The organism is Blochmannia endosymbiont of Camponotus sp. C-003 (genome assembly GCF_023585685.1).
Lineage (GTDB): Bacteria > Pseudomonadota > Gammaproteobacteria > Enterobacterales > Enterobacteriaceae > Blochmanniella.
Genome location: NZ_CP097764.1, coordinates 26055 through 43924 on the forward strand (window position 1 = coordinate 26055; position 17870 = coordinate 43924).

A 17870-nucleotide genomic window follows, 5' to 3' on the forward strand; every position below is an offset into this window, starting at 1 on the left:
CTATTTGGTTTCGTTAAAAGTTAATAACTGTTGATAAGTTAGCATAAATACACCTTCTCCCCCGTTATAAAGTCGCAACCAGAAGAATGGTATGTTTGGATAACGTTTTATTAATTCTGTTTTAGTCTCACCTACTTCACATATTAAAATGCCATTTTTATTTAAATGATGTGTAACGTTCATTAATATTCTTTGAATTATCTTTAATCCATTATTATCTGCAGATAATGATATCACAGGTTCATAATGAAATTCTTTTGGTAATTTATATATATCCGAATTATTTACATAAGGAGGGTTAGTTATGATTAAATCGTATTTTGATTGTGGTATATTACTAAACAAGTCAGAATGAATAGGGAACACACGATGTTCTAAATTATATAGTTTAATGTTGTGTTCAGCTACTTTTAACGCATCCATAGAAATGTCTACCGCATCTACTTCAGATTTTGGATAAACTATAGCGATTGCAATAGCGATACATCCGCTACCAGTGCCCATATCAAGAATACGGTATGGGTAATGTGGTAATAGATCATGAAAATATGATGTAATTAACTCTCCAATTGGAGAGCGGGGAATAAATACTCGTTTATCTACATAAAACTCTAAACCACAAAACCATGCTTGATAAGTTAAATAAGGTACTGGTATGCGTTTATTGATGCGGTAGTTAACTAATTTGATTATCTTAGTGCGTTCTTTAGAGGTTAAGCGAGCCTGATATATTTGAGTTGGAATATTTATAGGTAAATATAAACTAGGGAGTATTAAATGTAATGTTTCGTCCCAAAAATTATTGGTACCGTGTCCATAAAAAATTGAGTTAGCATTAAATTGACTGCTACTCCAACGTAATATATCTAATATAGTATGAATTTCTGTCAGTGTTTCTTTGGTTATGTTTTTCATAGATTGTAATTCCTTTGATTATGTTGATATGTAGATCTTGTACAGTTATTGTATTTGGAATGTAATTTGTTTTATACAACGATTAAAGTATTGTACTTTTTAATTTATGATCAGATATGAATAGATAATGATATTAGTGGTATCGTTAGTTGAATAAAATGTACAGTATGCGAATAGTGCTTATGTAATTATATAGTCATGGTTATCAACTTATGCTGATAATTATCATTATAGTATTTTATGTATGATTTTTCTGTGTTTTGGTTATATATTGATTACAATTTATCAAATTATTGATTCGCATATATACAATAAATATGTAATCATTGTATATCTGTAATTAATACAAGTATTTTGATGTAGAATCAGCACTCGTTATAAATATACATTTAATGTTCGTTTGTAGTGAACAACGATTGTTGTTTTATATTTTTTCATAAGTGCGTTACGATTTTTTATGAGATGTGATGCTATTTATTTTTTGAAACAGTATACTTTATGATGAAGGTATCATTCTAGATCATATCACAATTTATTTTGAATATTAATTATATCAGTATGTGTTTGGATACTGTCATGTATTATCATGATATAAATCATTATTCATTGTAAAGTAATGAAGTCTTATGTTAGATAATGACTGAAGGAGATATGAGATATAGAGGTATATCTTGAAGATAAGTAAAAATATCCTTTTAAAATATTTATGTAAGCAACAATTAGTTTTACAATTATTGAGTTGTTTCTTATGTTAATAATTTTCCGCACGATTTAATATATTAACTGGATATATTTAAAGTGCAGTATGATTTCGAATGACAAAACATTACTATCATGAGGTATATTAAAAAATGAAACGTGCTGTTGTCACTGGTTTAGGGATTATATCAAGTATTGGAAATAATCAAAATGAAGTTTTGGTTTCTTTAAAAAGTGGTCGATCCGGAGTTACTTTTTCTAAAGAATTAGAAGAATCTGGTATGCGTAGTCATGTTTGGGGTAATATTAAGCTTAATACGTCAGGGTTAATTGATCGTAAGATTGCTCGTTTTATGAGTGATGCATCTATTTATACTTATTTATCTATGGAGCAGGCCATAATAGATTCTGGATTACCTGTGGGTATGGTTTCTAATGACCAAACGGGATTAATTGTTGGATCGGGAGGGGGGTCTCCACGTAATCAAGTTTCTGGATCCAATGGAATGCGAGCACGTGGTTTGAGAGGAGTGGGTCCTTATATGGTAACTAAATCTATGGCGTCAGGTGTATCGGCATGTTTAGCTACTTCTTTTAAAATTCGTGGGGTCAGTTATTCTATCAGTTCTGCTTGTTCTACGTCTACACATTGTATCGGAAATGCGGTTGAATTAATTCAATCAGGAAAACAATCTATTATTTTTGCTGGGGGTGGAGAAGAGTTATGTTGGGAAATGGCTTGTGAATTTGATGCTATGGGTGCATTGTCTACGAAGTATAATACAACGCCAGAAAGAGCATCTCGTCCTTACGACATTAATCGAGATGGATTCGTAATTGCGGGAGGAGGAGGAATAATCGTAATAGAAGAATTAACACATGCTTTAAGTCGTGGAGCCTATATTTATGCGGAAATTGTTGGATATGGAGCTACGTCTGATGGATGTGACATGGTTGCTCCCTCTGGGGAAGGGGCAATTCGATGCATGAGAATGGCATTGAGAAATTTTGGTGGTGTAATAGATTATCTTAATGTGCATGGCACATCCACTCAAATAGGTGATATTAAAGAAATATGGGCTATTCGTGAAATTTTTGGTGATCAACATCCTTTTTTTTCTTCTACTAAGTCTATGACTGGTCATGCATTAGGTGCTGCTGGGGTTCATGAAACTATTTTTACTTTATTAATGTTAAAACATAATTTTATTGCTCCAAGTATTAATATTGATCATTTGGATCCATATGTGAAAAATATGAAAATTGTTATTAATAATCCTGTTGATCATAAATTAAAAACAGCTATGACTAATAGTTTTGGGTTCGGAGGAACAAATGCTACATTAATTATGAGTAAATATTCCTAAATATTTTTTCGATGTTTTTGGTTATATAGTTTTGGCGCCGTAGCTTGTATTTTACATATATGTAAAATTACATGTTTAATTTTTAAATCTGTATATTTAGGGGTATTATTGAGGTTGTAAATTTAAATTCTACTTATTATGTATGTTGTTGCTATGACCAAATTAAATTGATGGTGAGTAGTTATTATGATTATTTTATTATAAAAATGTACTTATTAATGATTTATATTTACCTGATAATAATAGGATTATCAAGTTCATATTATTTTTTAAAAATATAGATTGTAGACCATTCTTATAATACTACTTTATCTCTAAATAAAGAGATGCGTAGTATTATTTATTTGTATTTTTTAATTTATAACTATAAAAAATTAAACATATGAAGTCATGTAATGATGAAAATTTATATTTTCATATAACTATTGTCAGTATAATTAAAATTATAAAATTTTGAAACTGTTTGTTTTAGCATTTACATATCAATTTTGTTAGAGGATTAATTTGAGAATTTTGGCTGATAAAAATATACCACATATTTGTAAATTATTTGGGTTGCATAACGAAGTAACAATTAGTGAAGGACGTGTTATTTCTGAAAAAGATGTAAGAGATATAGATATTTTGATAGTACGTTCAGTTACAAAAGTTAATCAACTATTACTAGATAATAGTTCTATAAAATTTGTGGGTACTGCAACTGCTGGAGTTGATCATATTGATCAAAATTATTTAAAAAAATATGGAATTGATTTTTTTTATGCTCCAGGACACAATGCTACAGCAGTAGTAGAATATGTTTTTTCGGCATTACTTTGTTTAGCGCAGCGTGGTAATTTTTTTTTGCGCGACAAAATTGTTGGAATTATTGGAGTAGGACATATTGGTAGTTTATTAAATAAAAGATTACGTAACTTCGGTATACATACTTTGTTGTGCGATCCTCCATTGGAAAAAATAAATTCCAGTAAATCCTGGAAGTCTTTTGAAACATTAGTTGCTGAAGCAAATATTTTAACTCTTCACACCCCATTAATTTATAAAGGAGATTATCCTACATGGCATATGGTTGATATTGATGTGCTAGAGGCATTACCTTCTGATCGTGTTTTAATCAATACTTGTCGAGGCGCTGTGGTAGATAACGATGCTTTACTAAAAGTTTTGAAACATGGTAAAAAATTAAATGTGGTTTTGGATGTATGGGAAACAGAACCAGAATTATCTTTACCCCTATTATCTTATGTAGACATAGCTACTCCTCATATTGCTGGATATTCTATTGAAAGTAAAACACGAAGTATTGTGCAAATATATAACGCATACTGTAATCTTTTTAATATTTTTGATATAGTTAATTTATCAGAGCTAGATTTTTCTGTGATTCATTATGTGAAAGTTCATAAAAAAATAGATGAAATATTGTTATATAAATTGAGTAAATTTGTATACGACATACAAAATGATGACATCATATTGAGACGATTTGCTACTATATCAGGAGGATTTGATAAGATACGTAGATATTATTTAGCTCGTAGAGAGTGGTCTTCATTATATGTAGACACACAGATAGATTCTAATAACGAAATATTGACTGAGTTGGGTTTTAACATATCTTGTGTGTAGTAATATTATATTTTTATATATGTATTGCGTGGTATATTGATAATTTGAATATTACAATGGATGTTGGGTTATGAGTGTATTTTGAGGGCTAAGGATTTACATATATGAATTTTTATAAAGAATTATGTGTCTGTATATTTTGAAAAATATTTCGTCTATAATGTATATAGAATGAGGTATATTCTATTTTATATAAAAGTAGATAAGTACTGTTTTGTTGATAAGAATCATATTATTGGTATTATGGATTTTATTTAAATAAATAATGATGATACTTATTTTAAAATAATATGGATTATTATTTCATTATATTTTGTGGTTGTATTGTCGTTTAATTGAATTAGAGTATGTTGTGTGTGTAGATATTATTTTTTAAACATATTGAGTATATGCTATCATGTTTAATTAAAAATGCATACAACAGCATTGGTCTTGTATGGATTCATCATCATTTTTGTATATATATTTTAAATGACAGTTGGTAATAATGTAATTATAATGTAATGTGTAATGCAAAAATTGGCTTTAGGCATTGAATACGATGGCACTTTGTGCTGTGGTTGGCAAAGACAAATCGATGTACCTAGTATCCAGGGTTATATAGAAAATGCTGTAAAAAAAATAACAGATGAGTCAATAACGGTATTTTGTGCAGGACGTACCGATGCTGGAGTACACGCTTTGGGGCAGGTTGTTCATTTTGAAACTCGTTCTCAACGCTCAAAATCTGAATGGACATTAGGTATGAATCGTTATTTGCCAGAAAGTATTTGTGTACGCTGGGCTCAATTAGTAAATGAAGACTTTCATGCTCGATTTAGTGCAATTTCTCGTCGCTATTGTTATGTAATCAATAATAGTTGTATAAGATCTGCTTTGTTGTTTAAAAAAACTTGGCATTATAAAAAATATTTAGACATTAATAAAATGTGCGATGCTGCTCAGTGTTTATTAGGAGAAAATGATTTTTCTTCGTTTCGTGCTGCAGGCTGTCAGTCATATTCAGCACGAAGAAAATTATATCATGTACGCATCATACGAAAAGGTCAATGTATTATTGTGATAGATATTAAAGCTAACTCTTTTGTGTATCGTATGGTACGGAATATTGTAGGTAGCTTAGTGAAAGTCGGTTGCGGAGAACGACCAGAAATATGGATTGAAGAATTGTTAAAAAATTGCAATAGATCACTAGCCGGTGTAACAGCTCCATCTAGCGGTTTATATTTAGTGGAAGTTAAGTATCCTTCGTATTTTTCTATTCCTTCTTCTTTCATCAAAGAATTGTGGTGCGCATGAAATTTTATATTGACATCATATTGAATATATTTTTATAAATCTACTTTTTAATAAAAATGAAATAAATACATTGTTATAACTATTTTATTAAGGCAATCTTAATACGATTGGATTAATGTATTAGATTTTACAAAATATATCTACAAGAATGATTATATAAATCATATGTTTGATATGGTATATTACGATCAATGAGTCGTTAATTTTATTACGTTATTATATTTTAATAATTAATTTATTTTGTATAAATAATTTGTGAATATATAATTGTTAAATATTTACAGTATATGAATATATACAAAGTATGTTTGATTATATTAAAAATTTAAAGGTCAAAAAAATGAGTTGGATTGAACGAATTCTTAATAAAAGAACCATTATACCAAATCGAAAAATAAATATTCCAGAGGGAATGTGGACTAAATGCGATCATTGTGGCCAGTTGTTATATAAAAAAGAGTTAGAACGTAATTTAGAAGTATGTCCTAAATGCGATCATCATATGAGGATCGCAGCGAGAGTGCGTTTGTTTTCTTTTTTGGATAAAGGGAGTACGTTTGAATTAGGAAGTGAATTAGAACCTAAAGATGTGTTAAAGTTTAGAGATTCTAAAAAATATAAAGATCGTTTGATTTCAGCTCAAAAAATAACAAAAGAAAAAGATGCATTAATAGTTATGCAAGGTACTTTATGCGGCATGAAGATTGTTGCTGCTTCTTTTGAATTTGCTTTTATTGGTGGATCTATGTCTTCTGTAGTTGGAGCACGTTTTGTGAATGCAGTAAACCAATCCTTAAAAATTAAGTGTCCGTTAGTTTGCTTTACTGCAAGTGGTGGAGCTCGTATGCAGGAAGCACTGATGTCTTTGATGCAGATGGCGAGGACTAGCGCTGCGTTAGCTAATTTACATGAACAATGTTTACCATATATTTCTGTTTTAACGAATCCTACTATGGGGGGGGTATCCGCTAGTTTAGCTATGTTGGGTGATCTAAATATTGCTGAGCCAAAAGCGCTTATAGGGTTTGCTGGGCCTAGGATTATTGAGCAGACAGTGCGAGAAAAATTACCGTTAGGATTTCAACGTAGTGAGTTTTTATTGGAAAAAGGATCAATTGATCTAATTGTGCGTAGACCAGATTTACGATTTAAAGTAGCAGGGTTGTTGGCTAAGCTAACTCAAAAACCAATACCCAATAGTTGATTATAGAAATTATATTAAATAGATATTTATATTTTTTATTAGTTTATGTCCATTAAAAATATTGAGTCATTGAAATTGTTGTAAAATATGAATAATATTTTTCATGTCCCTACTATTCGATCATCTCTGGAGAAATGGCTGTATTATATTGAATCTTTAAGTCACGTATCAATTGATTTAACTCTTGATAGAATGCGAAAAATAGCGATTGATCTTGATTTAATACATCCTGCAGAGTACGTTATCTTGGTAGGAGGTACAAATGGTAAGGGTACTACGTGTTGTTTATTAGAAACTGTTTTATTAAATAATAAAAATACAGTTGGTTTATATACTTCTCCTCATCTACTTTCTTATCATGAACGAATTCGAGTGTGCGGGAAAGAGCTTCCAGATAGTACGCATATTGAAGCCATGTCTGTTATAGAGTCTGCACGTCATCATATTGCACTGACTTATTTTGAATTTATTACTTTATCTGCTTTGTATATATTTAAGCGGGCTAAGTTGGATGTAGTTATCCTGGAAGTTGGATTGGGTGGTAGATTAGATGCGACAAATATTGTTAATCCTGATATTTCTGTAATTACTAATATCGGAATAGATCATACTGATTTTTTAGGTATCAACCGCGATGTGATTGCACAAGAAAAATCAGGTATTTTTCGATTTAGTAAACCAGCAGTAATTGGTGAACGTTGCTTGCCACCGATCGTGTTCAAAATGGCACAATATTCTGGAGCGATATTGTTTGCGCGTGGGAGAGATTGGAATTTTCGTGTTTATGGGAATAAGTGGATTTGGTGGGAATGTTTTCATTATCATAGATTATTATATGATTTACCATTACCTATAATCCCGTTAGAAAATGCTGCTACTGCATTAAGTGTATTGTATTGGTTACCTTTTTTGGTTGATAAAATAGCTATATCTTATGGGTTACAAGCAGCTACGTTGCCAGGACGTTTTCAAATAGTTATGCGTAGACCACTTGTGATATTAGATGTAGGCCATAATCCTAATGCTGCTCATTATTTAGCAAAACGATTAGCTGTTATTCTTTTAAAAAGAACAGGTAATATGAGAATAGTCATAGGAATGTTAAGAAATAAAGATATTCAGGGCACTATATCTTGTTTAACTCATTTAGTTAATACTTGCTGGTATTGTTCTGATTTAAATGTCCCATTTTCTGCGAGTGCTGTAGAACTGTCTGATTGTTTAAGGAATTATCATGTTCAGAGATTTAGTAATATATTAGATGCCTGGAATCAAGCTGTGCTAGATGCATCATTTGATGATTGTGTTTTAGTATTTGGATCTTTTCATGCTGTAAGTCCAATTATGAGAAATATAATAAAAAAGTTACGATGAAAAGTTTTATATTTTTGGTGTATAGGGATAATTATTTGAAACGATGGTTTTGATGCTGATTATTCAATAATTTAAATTCATCATTTAATAATAATATATGTAGAAAATAGAAAATTAAAAAACTAATAATTTTAGGTCTATAAGATATTTTAGTTGTATTCCAAATTATGTGTGTCATCAGATTTGAAATAAATTAATTAAATAAGTTCATGAAAATTATTTTCCTATATTATGTGGCTGTTTATTACAAATGCATTTTTTGAAAGAATAATAGTAATAGTAGTATATCGAGTTTTTAAATTTTAATTAATTTAAGTAGATTATTTAATTGTGATGCTCTATATATGTACACATAATTAAAATATTTATTATCTATATTTTGCTCATAAGATAGAATGAACACTGATTACTATATGTAATGTAGGATACAATTACAATGGTACTGTATAATATGTATATATCTTTTATGTGATTTGTTAGTTGAAATTTATATTAAATCCAAATGCATATAGTAAATAGTGTTATAGATTAGATAAATTAAGTAAATTATGAAATAAATCGCCATATATGGATCTTGATTAATAAATATTCAAGTAAAAATTTGAATATTTATTTTTTTATCAGTTAAACTTATAATTTGGTATCAATTTAGTATTCGATAACAAAAAAGAAGGTATATAAATTTGTGTGATACTTGTCATTGGGGTTTAATAGGATATGTAGTTGGTATCTTATTTTTATGTATTTTTATGTTGTCCTGTGGATATCTTATGGGAGGACGTTCAAGTTCACGTTTTAAAAACGTGCCGTTTGAATCGGGAATTAAATCCATAGGGAATGCTAGAATACCATTCTCTATTAAATTTTATTTAGTTGCGATGTTGTTTGTGATTTTTGATGTAGAAGGAATATATGTATATGCTTGGGCTATATCTATACGAGATGTGGGTTGGATAGGATTTATTGAGATGTTTGTTTTTATTTTTATTTTATTAGTGAGTTTGCTATATTTAACAAGAATTGGTATGTTTGATTGGGTAGAAGAATCTTCACGATATGTTCATAATGTAGATTATTTTAATGTTGATACCTCAAGATGTTTAAAAAAAGTAATAAAAGGCAGCAGATATGAAATATACTTTAACGACAGCTCGAACAAATAATAGTGAAGTTGAGCAATATCCTCTTCAAGATAAGAAGGTCACGGAAGATCCTTTAGAAAAGAATATTCAACGAAATGTTATTTTTGGAAAATTAAGTGCTTTTTTACATAAAATTGTTAATTGGGGACGAAGTAATTCTTTATGGCCTTATAATTTTGGATTATCTTGTTGTTATGTTGAAATGACTACTGCGTTCACTGCAATACATGATGTTGCACGGTTTGGTTCAGAAGTGCTGCGCGCATCTCCTCGTCAAGCGGATTTTATGGTTATAGCGGGTACTCCGTTTATTAAAATGGTGCCAGTAATACAACGATTATATGATCAAATGTTGGAGCCTAAGTGGGTAATTTCTATGGGGGCTTGTGCGAATTCCGGAGGTATGTATGATATTTATTCTGTAGTGCAAGGAGTAGATAAATTTCTTCCCGTGGACATTTATATCCCTGGATGTCCTCCTAGACCTGAAGCGTATATTCAAGCGTTGTTATTGTTAAAAAAATCTATCAATGAAGAACGACGTCCACTTTCTTGGGTGTTAGGAGACGGGGGAATATATAGGAGAAACATGCAATCAGAACGTCAACGTAAACATAATACTCGTGTTGCAGAAACTATTTTTTCTTCTCCAGATGATGAACTTGATGTATATTCAAAACAAAACAATGAGACTTAATCAAGATTAAGAGTTTGGTAATAATTATAAATTGGTAGATATTATGCATAATGATTTGACAGATGCGTCTTCAATTAGAAATATTTACCCAATATTAGATGATTTATTCTCTGTATTTAGTTCTATAGATTTTGCGCTACAACCTACTCATACTGGAATTTTAATAATTTGGATAAAACGTGAAATGGTGATTCCGATATTGACGTTTTTAAAAACAATATCAAAACCGTATATTATGTTATATGACTTACATGGAATAGATGAAAGGTTGCGTATACATCGCGAAGGATTGCCAGAATCAGATTTTACAGTATTTTATCATTTAATTTCTATATCACGTAATGATGATATAATAATAAAAGTTCCTTTGATGGAGGAGTCGTTGCACGTACACACAATAGTGTCTTTATTTACAAATGCGAATTGGTATGAACGGGAAACGTGGGAAATGTTCGGAATTCATTTTGATCAGCATCCTAATTTAACGCGTATAATTATGCCAAAAAACTGGGATGGATATCCGTTACGAAAAGAATATCCAGCTCGTGCTACAGAGTTTAATCCTTTTACTCTTACAAAACAAAAAGAGGATTTAGCAATGGAAGGATTATTATTTAATCCCGAAGAATGGGGCATGCATAAACATAGTAAGCGTGAAAATTTTATGTTTCTTAATTTAGGACCTAATCATCCTTCAGTGCATGGAGTATTTCGTATTATTTTGCAATTAAATGGGGAAGAAATTATAGATTGTGTTCCAGATATTGGTTACCATCATCGCGGTGCCGAAAAAATGGGGGAACGACAAACTTGGCACAGTTACATTCCTTATACTGATCGCATTGAGTATTTAGGGGGTTGCGTCAACGAAATGCCTTATATATTAGCTGTCGAAAAACTTGCTGGAATCACAGTGCCGGATAGGGTAAAAGTGATCCGTGTTATGCTGTCTGAATTATTTAGAATTAATAGCCATTTGTTATATATCAGTACTTATTTACAAGATGTAGGTGCTATGTCTCCAGTTTTTTTAGCGTTTACTGATAGACAAAAGATTTATGATGTTATTGAAGCAATTACCGGATCACGTATGCATCCGGCATGGTTTCGTATTGGAGGGGTCGCTCACGATTTACCTAGAGGTTGGGAGTGTTTATTAAGAAAATGTCTGGATTGGATTCCAAGTCGTGTTTCTTTTTATGTTAAGTCAGCGTTAGAAAACGGTATATTAAAAAAACGAGCGTGCGGTATTGGCGCATATAATGCTAAGGACGCATTAGATTGGGGGGTAACTGGAGCCGGATTACGTGCTACTGGTGTTGAGTTTGACATACGTAAGTCACGTCCTTATTCTGGATATGAGAATTTTGATTTCGATGTGCCAATAGGAAATGGTATTAGTGACTCTTACAGTCGAGTAATGTTGAAAGTAGAAGAAATATATCAAAGTATACGTATTTTGGAACAATGTTTGAAAAACATGCCAGTGGGTCCATTTAAATCAGATCACCCTTTATCTACTCCTCCTATGAAAGAATATGCTCTACAACATATAGAGACTCTTATTACGCATTTTCTTCAAGTATCATGGGGTCCTGTTATCCCAGCTAATGAATCCTTTCAGATGATTGAAGCCACAAAAGGTATTAATAGTTATTATTTAATTAGTGATGGGAATACTATGAGTTATCGTACTCGTATTCGTACTCCTAGTTTTCCTCATTTACAACAGATTCCACATGTTATTCGCGGTAGTTTAATATCCGATTTGATTGTTTATTTGGGTAGTATTGACTTTGTTATGTCTGATGTAGATCGTTAAGAAACGGAGAAATATGAGCAATATTGAAATTAATAATATGTCGTTTACTGATTTGGACAATCATGATGTGTTTCAATTAAGTCAAGAAGAATGTGATGCTATTCAAGAAGAATGTACACATTATGAAGATACACGTGCCGCTTCTGTTGAAGCTTTAAAAATTATTCAAAAAAATCATGGATGGGTACCAGATGAAGCAATTATATTGATTGCTAAAATATTACGTATTTCTGCTGCCGATTTAGAAGGTGTCGCTACATTTTATAGTCAAATTTTTCGTCAGCCGGTGGGTCGTCATATCATTAGGTATTGTGATAGTGTAGTATGTTATTTGATTGGGTGTGAAAAAATTAGAAATACTTTAATATATTTATTAAATGTTACAGTGGGTAGTACAACTGTAGATAATCGCTTTACCTTATTACCTACTTGTTGTTTAGGTGTTTGTGATAGAGCTCCAGTCATCATGATAAACAAAGATATTTATTCTTGTATAGCTCCAGAAACAATTAAAAAGTTGTTAGGAAAGTATCGATGAAAAAGATTTACGATACTAGATCAGAAAATAATCCACTTACTTGGAGAATACGTGACGATAAACAACCAGTATGGGTGCATGAATATAAATCTAAAAATGGGTATCAAGCTGCGTATAAAGCTATTACTTGCATGTCTCCAGAAGAGATTATTGAGTTAGTGAAGAATTCAGGATTAAGAGGTCGTGGTGGAGGGGGGTTTGTTACCGGAATAAAATGGTCCATGATGTCTCAAAATAAGTCAAGTTGTTCTCGTTATTTAGTTTGTAATGCGGATGAAATGGAACCAGGAACTTATAAAGATCGATTTTTGATGGAACGTTTGCCTCATTTATTATTAGAAGGTATATTAATTGCAAGTTATGCTGTAAGAGCATCGCGAGCGTATATTTTTTTGAGATATGAATATACAATCGTAGCTGAATATTTAACTCGTGCTATTGCTGAGATGAAATCGATTGGATTGATTGGTAAAAATGTTTTGAACAGTGAGTTTAATTTTGAGTTATTCTTACATACAGGAGCTGGAAGGTATATTTGTGGAGAAGAAACGGCGTTGATTAATGCTTTAGAAGGTCGTCGAGCAGTACCACGTGCTAAACCACCTTTTCCAAGTCATGTAGGATTGTGGGGGAAACCTACATGTGTTAATAATGTTGAAACATTATGTAATGTTCCAGGTATTATTGAAAATGGGATCGCGTGGTATAGAAACATTTCTTCTAAAAAAAGCAATGATTCAGGTACAAAACTAATGGGATTTTCTGGTAGAGTAAAAAATCCAGGGGTTTGGGAGCTGCCTTTTGGTACGACTGCTAGAGAAATTTTAGAAGATTATTCCCAGGGGATGTGTCCTGGTTTTTCTTTAAAAGCATGGCAACCTGGGGGTGTAAGTACAGATTTTTTAACTCAAGATCATTTAGACATACCTATGGATTTTGAGAATATAGCTATTGCTGGTAGTAGATTTGGAACCGGTATGGCAATAGCAATAGATAGTACTATAAATATGGTGTCTTTAGTGCGTAATTTAGAAGAGTTTTTTTCTCGAGAATCTTGTGGTTGGTGTACTCCTTGTAGAGAGGGTTTACCGTGGATAGTGAAATTATTGATTTCTTTAGAAAATAAAGATGCCAAGCCTGGAGACATAGAACTATTAGAGAAATTGTGCTGTATACTCGGGCCAGGGAGAACTTTTTGTGCTCATGCTCCAGGAGCTATGGAACCTTTGAAAAGTGCTTTAAAATATTTTAGAAATGAATTTGAATTAGGTATTTATAAATTTTATCAACAGGAAAGGAATCGTATTAATTGTGTGCAAATTGATTAAATTTGTATAAATAGTTGTAATTGTTGATATATCAACATGTACATGTTATGTACATTGATAATTTTTATATTTTATGCAGGCATATAATAAAATTGGTATATAAAAATGATGATTTCTATTTATATAGAAGGAAAACAGTATACAGTGGAAGACTCAAAAAATATACTAGAAACGTGTCTGTCTCTTGGGTTCGACATTCCTTATTTTTGTTGGCATCCTGCTTTAGGTAGTGTCGGAGCTTGTAGGCAATGTGCAGTGAAACAACATTTTGAAGGACAAATAAAAGATACGAAAGGTCATTTAGTGATGTCTTGCATGACACCGGTATCAGATGGTAGTTTTATTACTATTTTTGATCATGAGGTAGAAGAATTTAGAAAAGATATATTAGAATTGTTAATGATAAATCATCCTCATGATTGTCCGATATGTGAAGAAGGAGGTAGTTGTCATCTTCAAGATATGACAGCAATGGTTGGACACAATTATCGTCGTTATAGGTTCAATAAGCGTACACATTATAATCAATATTTAGGCCCGTTTATTGGACATGAAATGAATAGATGTATTACTTGTTATCGTTGCGTGCGATATTATAATGATTATGCTGGTGGCGATGATTTAGGGGTATTCGGAGTACATGATAACATTTATTTTGGACGAGTGCAAGATGGTATGTTACAAAGTGAGTTTTCTGGAAATTTAATAGAGATATGTCCTACTGGAGTGTTTACTGATAAGACACAATCAAAGAATTATACCCGTAAATGGGATATGATTTTTGCGCCGAGTATTTGTCAACAATGTAGTATTGGATGTAATATTATTGTAGGTGAGCGTTACGGGAAGTTGTGTCGCGTTGAAAATCGTTATAATGGTAATATTAATAGTTATTTTTTGTGTGATCGTGGTCGATTTGGATGTGATTATGTCAATATTAATGGTAGACCTAAAATCCCCTCGAATAAGCAAGGAGATGGAGATGGTTGGGTGATGTTGAATGAAAGACAAGCGATACAAGAGGCTGCTGATAGATTAAGATATAATTGTAATCGGATAATTGGAATTGGATCTTCTCGCGCCAGTATGGAAAGTAATTTTGCTTTACTAAAATTAGTAGGGCCAGATAATTTTTATAATGGGATAAATAATTTTGAACAAGAGCGATTGTTATTAATAATTGAAATACTATGTAATAGTGGCATTTATGTTCCGTCATTACGTGAAGTAGAAAGTTATGATACAATATTGATATTAGGAGAGGATCTAACGCAAACTGGAGCACGAGTGGCGTTGTCGATACGGCAGGCTGCTAAAGGGAAATTCCGTGAAAATGCAGAAGCTCAAGGAATTTTTGATTGGCAATCTGCGGCTGTTATAAATAGTTCTCAAGGTATTACAAATAATATATTAATAACTGGGATCGATAAAACTAAATTAGACGATGTTGCTACATTAACATATTATGATTCAGTACAAAATCAAGCACGTTTTGGTTTTGCTATTGCGCATGCATTGGATCATACAGCTCCTGAGGTGAAAGATTTTGATTCTAAACTAAATGATAAATTAGATATAGTTGTAAAAAAATTAATGGAAGCGCATAAGCCGCTAATTATTTCAGGCAGTAATGCAGGTAGTAAGGAATTGATTGCTTCAGCAGCAAATATTGCTCGTGCTTTAAAAAATCGTGGGAGTGAAGTTGGAATTACTTTTATTGTAGGTGAAGTAAATAGTATAGGTTTAGTAATGTTAGGAAAAAAAAGTTTAGAGGCTGCTATTGCGGATATTTGTAATACTCCTAAGACTTCATCCGTTGGTTTGATCGTATTAGAAAGCGATTTGTATCGTCATGCACAGGCAAATCAAGTTGATGTTGCTTTAAATAAGGTTAATTATTTAATTGTGTTAGATCATCAATATAATTTGGTTCAAGAGAAAGCAAATTTAGTTTTACCCGCTGCTAATTTTGTTGAAAGCGATGGTACTGTGATTAATTATGAAGGGCGCGCACAGAGATTTTTTCGTTTATATAAGCCGCAAAATTATGAAAAAAATACAGTTATTTTAGAAAGTTGGAGATGGTTATATTTAATACATGATTATTATATAAATTATTTTAGAAAAAACACTTTGAACATTGATCATGTTATAGATGCTATTATTTATTATTTTCCAAAGTTAGTTAGAATTAAACAGGCATCTCCGGATGCATCATTTCGTATATATGGTCAAAAATTAGCTCGTGCACCGCATCGTTATAGTGGACGTACAGCGATATATGCGAACGTTGACGTACATGAACCTTATATATCGCAAGATGCTGATACGATGTTTTCTTTTTCTATGGAAGGTAATCATAACGTTCAATCTTCTCATAAACAAGTAGCGTTTGCATGGGCTCCGGGATGGAATTCTCCGCAAGCATGGAATAAATTTCAAGATAAAGTAGGGGGGCATTTACATTCTGGTAATCCTGGGACACGTGTATTGAGCACTGAACAGGATGCTACATGGAATTGGTTTGATATGATTCCTCAGTATTTTAAAATTATGAAAAATGTTGATCGGTGGTTGATAGCGCCTTATTGGCATCTGTTGGGTAGCGAAGAAACTTCTCAGCGATCTAAGCATATTCAAGCTTGCATGCCACATCCTTATGTAATGCTCAATCAATCAGATGCGTTAGAATTAAAAATAAAGAAGAATATGTTGCTTAAATTTACCTGTGCTGATCGAATTTTATGTTTACCGATTAAATTTAGTATTCATTTACCTATAGGCCATATTGGATTACCTTTGGGTTTTCCAAATATTCCTTTATTTTTATCTGGTATGTATGCGCAAGATGTTCAAGGAGTATTATTGTGATGTTTAGTTCGTCAGAAGTTGTTATAAAACATTGTTTTTCTTCTATTTTTCATGCGGTAATTATTTTGTTAATCGTAGTTGCTTGTGGTGCATACATGAGCTTTTTAGAACGTAGATTATTAGCGTTATTTCAAAGTCGTTATGGTCCTAATAGAGTAGGTTGGAATGGTTTATTACAATTATGGGCTGATTTAATTAAAGTCATGTTTAAAGAGGACTGGATCCCTCCATTTTCTGATCGTATCGTATTTGTTTTAGCTCCAGTGATAGCTTTTGTTTCATCATTAATGAGTGTATTGATTATTCCTTTTACTCCCACATGGGTAATATGGGATTGTAATATTGGTGTATTATTTTTTCTTATGATAGCAGGGTTAATGGTTTATTCGGTGTTGCTTGCAGGGTGGGCAAGCAACAACAAATATGCTTTGATTGGAGCTGTTCGTGCTGCAGCTCAAACTCTTAGTTATGAAGTGTTTTTGGGATTATCTACAATGGGTGTCGTTGCTAAATCTGGATCGTTTAATCTAAAAAATATAGTAGAAGATCAACTATATTTATGGAATGTAATTCCTCAATTTGTGGGATTTATTACCTTTTTTTTAGCGGGAATGGCTTTGTGTCATAGACATCCATTTGATCAACCAGAATCAGAACAAGAATTGGCAGATGGTTATCATATTGAATATTCTGGTATTAAATTTAGTTTATTTTTTATTTCTGAATATATTAGCATGATCGTCGTTTCTTCGTTTATCGTAACATTGTTTTTTGGTGGATGGCAAGGGCCTTGGTTGCCTCCTATTATTTGGTTTATTACTAAAACTTTTTTATTGTTGATTTTATTTATATTGATACGAGCAGCGTTACCTCGTCCACGTTACGATCAAGTTATGTTGATAGGTTGGAAGATTTTTTTACCGTTGACGTTGTTTAATTTATTAAGTACTGCTGTTGTTATTTTATTATAATTTTTAAGATAGGT

At 31.7% G+C, this 17870-nt stretch carries 13 protein-coding genes; 12 read left to right on the forward strand and 1 reads right to left on the reverse strand.

The window, feature by feature from the left end; translation table 11 throughout:
• On the reverse strand, positions 1–915 hold the full coding sequence (gene prmB / locus M9397_RS00115; RefSeq protein ID WP_250226960.1) for a 50S ribosomal protein L3 N(5)-glutamine methyltransferase: 915 nt from the start codon (positions 913–915) through the stop codon (positions 1–3).
• 851 nt (positions 916–1766) lie between these two features.
• Between prmB and fabB the strand changes: the two genes are divergently transcribed.
• The 12 genes from fabB (at position 1767) to nuoH (ending at position 17856) form a co-directional block, all read left to right on the forward strand.
• Positions 1767–2981, forward strand: coding sequence for a beta-ketoacyl-ACP synthase I (fabB, locus tag M9397_RS00120; protein ID WP_250226961.1), 1215 nt, complete (start codon positions 1767–1769; stop codon positions 2979–2981).
• 504 nt (positions 2982–3485) lie between these two features.
• On the forward strand, positions 3486–4610 hold the full coding sequence (locus M9397_RS00125) for a 4-phosphoerythronate dehydrogenase (RefSeq protein ID WP_250226962.1): 1125 nt from the start codon (positions 3486–3488) through the stop codon (positions 4608–4610).
• A 510-nt stretch (positions 4611–5120) separates the two neighbouring features.
• Positions 5121–5909, forward strand: coding sequence for a tRNA pseudouridine(38-40) synthase TruA (gene truA, locus M9397_RS00130; RefSeq protein ID WP_250226963.1), 789 nt, complete (start codon positions 5121–5123; stop codon positions 5907–5909).
• Between the two features lie 340 nt (positions 5910–6249).
• On the forward strand, positions 6250–7113 hold the full coding sequence (accD, locus tag M9397_RS00135) for an acetyl-CoA carboxylase, carboxyltransferase subunit beta (RefSeq protein WP_250226964.1): 864 nt from the start codon (positions 6250–6252) through the stop codon (positions 7111–7113).
• Positions 7114–7200: 87 nt separating this feature from the next.
• Positions 7201–8487: a bifunctional tetrahydrofolate synthase/dihydrofolate synthase gene (gene folC, locus M9397_RS00140; RefSeq protein WP_250226965.1), complete on the forward strand. Its 1287-nt coding sequence runs from the start codon at positions 7201–7203 to the stop codon at positions 8485–8487.
• Between the two features lie 749 nt (positions 8488–9236).
• Positions 9237–9650: an NADH-quinone oxidoreductase subunit A gene (ndhC, locus tag M9397_RS00145; RefSeq protein ID WP_420022208.1), complete on the forward strand. Its 414-nt coding sequence runs from the start codon at positions 9237–9239 to the stop codon at positions 9648–9650.
• Positions 9616–10326: a NuoB/complex I 20 kDa subunit family protein gene (locus M9397_RS00150; protein WP_250259736.1), complete on the forward strand. Its 711-nt coding sequence runs from the start codon at positions 9616–9618 to the stop codon at positions 10324–10326. The genes ndhC and M9397_RS00150 overlap by 35 nt, the downstream gene beginning before the upstream one ends.
• A gap of 43 nt (positions 10327–10369) precedes the next feature.
• Positions 10370–12148, forward strand: a complete 1779-nt coding sequence (gene nuoC, locus M9397_RS00155; protein WP_250226968.1) for an NADH-quinone oxidoreductase subunit C/D — start codon at positions 10370–10372, stop codon at positions 12146–12148.
• A 13-nt stretch (positions 12149–12161) separates the two neighbouring features.
• The gene (gene nuoE / locus M9397_RS00160) at positions 12162–12686 is read left to right on the forward strand and encodes an NADH-quinone oxidoreductase subunit NuoE (RefSeq protein WP_250226969.1); all 525 of its coding nucleotides are present in this window, start codon (positions 12162–12164) and stop codon (positions 12684–12686) included.
• Positions 12683–14014: an NADH-quinone oxidoreductase subunit NuoF gene (gene nuoF, locus M9397_RS00165; protein WP_250226970.1), complete on the forward strand. Its 1332-nt coding sequence runs from the start codon at positions 12683–12685 to the stop codon at positions 14012–14014. The genes nuoE and nuoF overlap by 4 nt, the downstream gene beginning before the upstream one ends.
• A gap of 108 nt (positions 14015–14122) precedes the next feature.
• Positions 14123–16885, forward strand: a complete 2763-nt coding sequence (gene nuoG / locus M9397_RS00170) for an NADH-quinone oxidoreductase subunit NuoG (RefSeq protein ID WP_250227219.1) — start codon at positions 14123–14125, stop codon at positions 16883–16885.
• Positions 16885–17856, forward strand: coding sequence for an NADH-quinone oxidoreductase subunit NuoH (nuoH, locus tag M9397_RS00175; RefSeq protein WP_250226971.1), 972 nt, complete (start codon positions 16885–16887; stop codon positions 17854–17856). The genes nuoG and nuoH overlap by 1 nt, the downstream gene beginning before the upstream one ends.
• Positions 17857–17870: the final 14 nt, after the last annotated feature.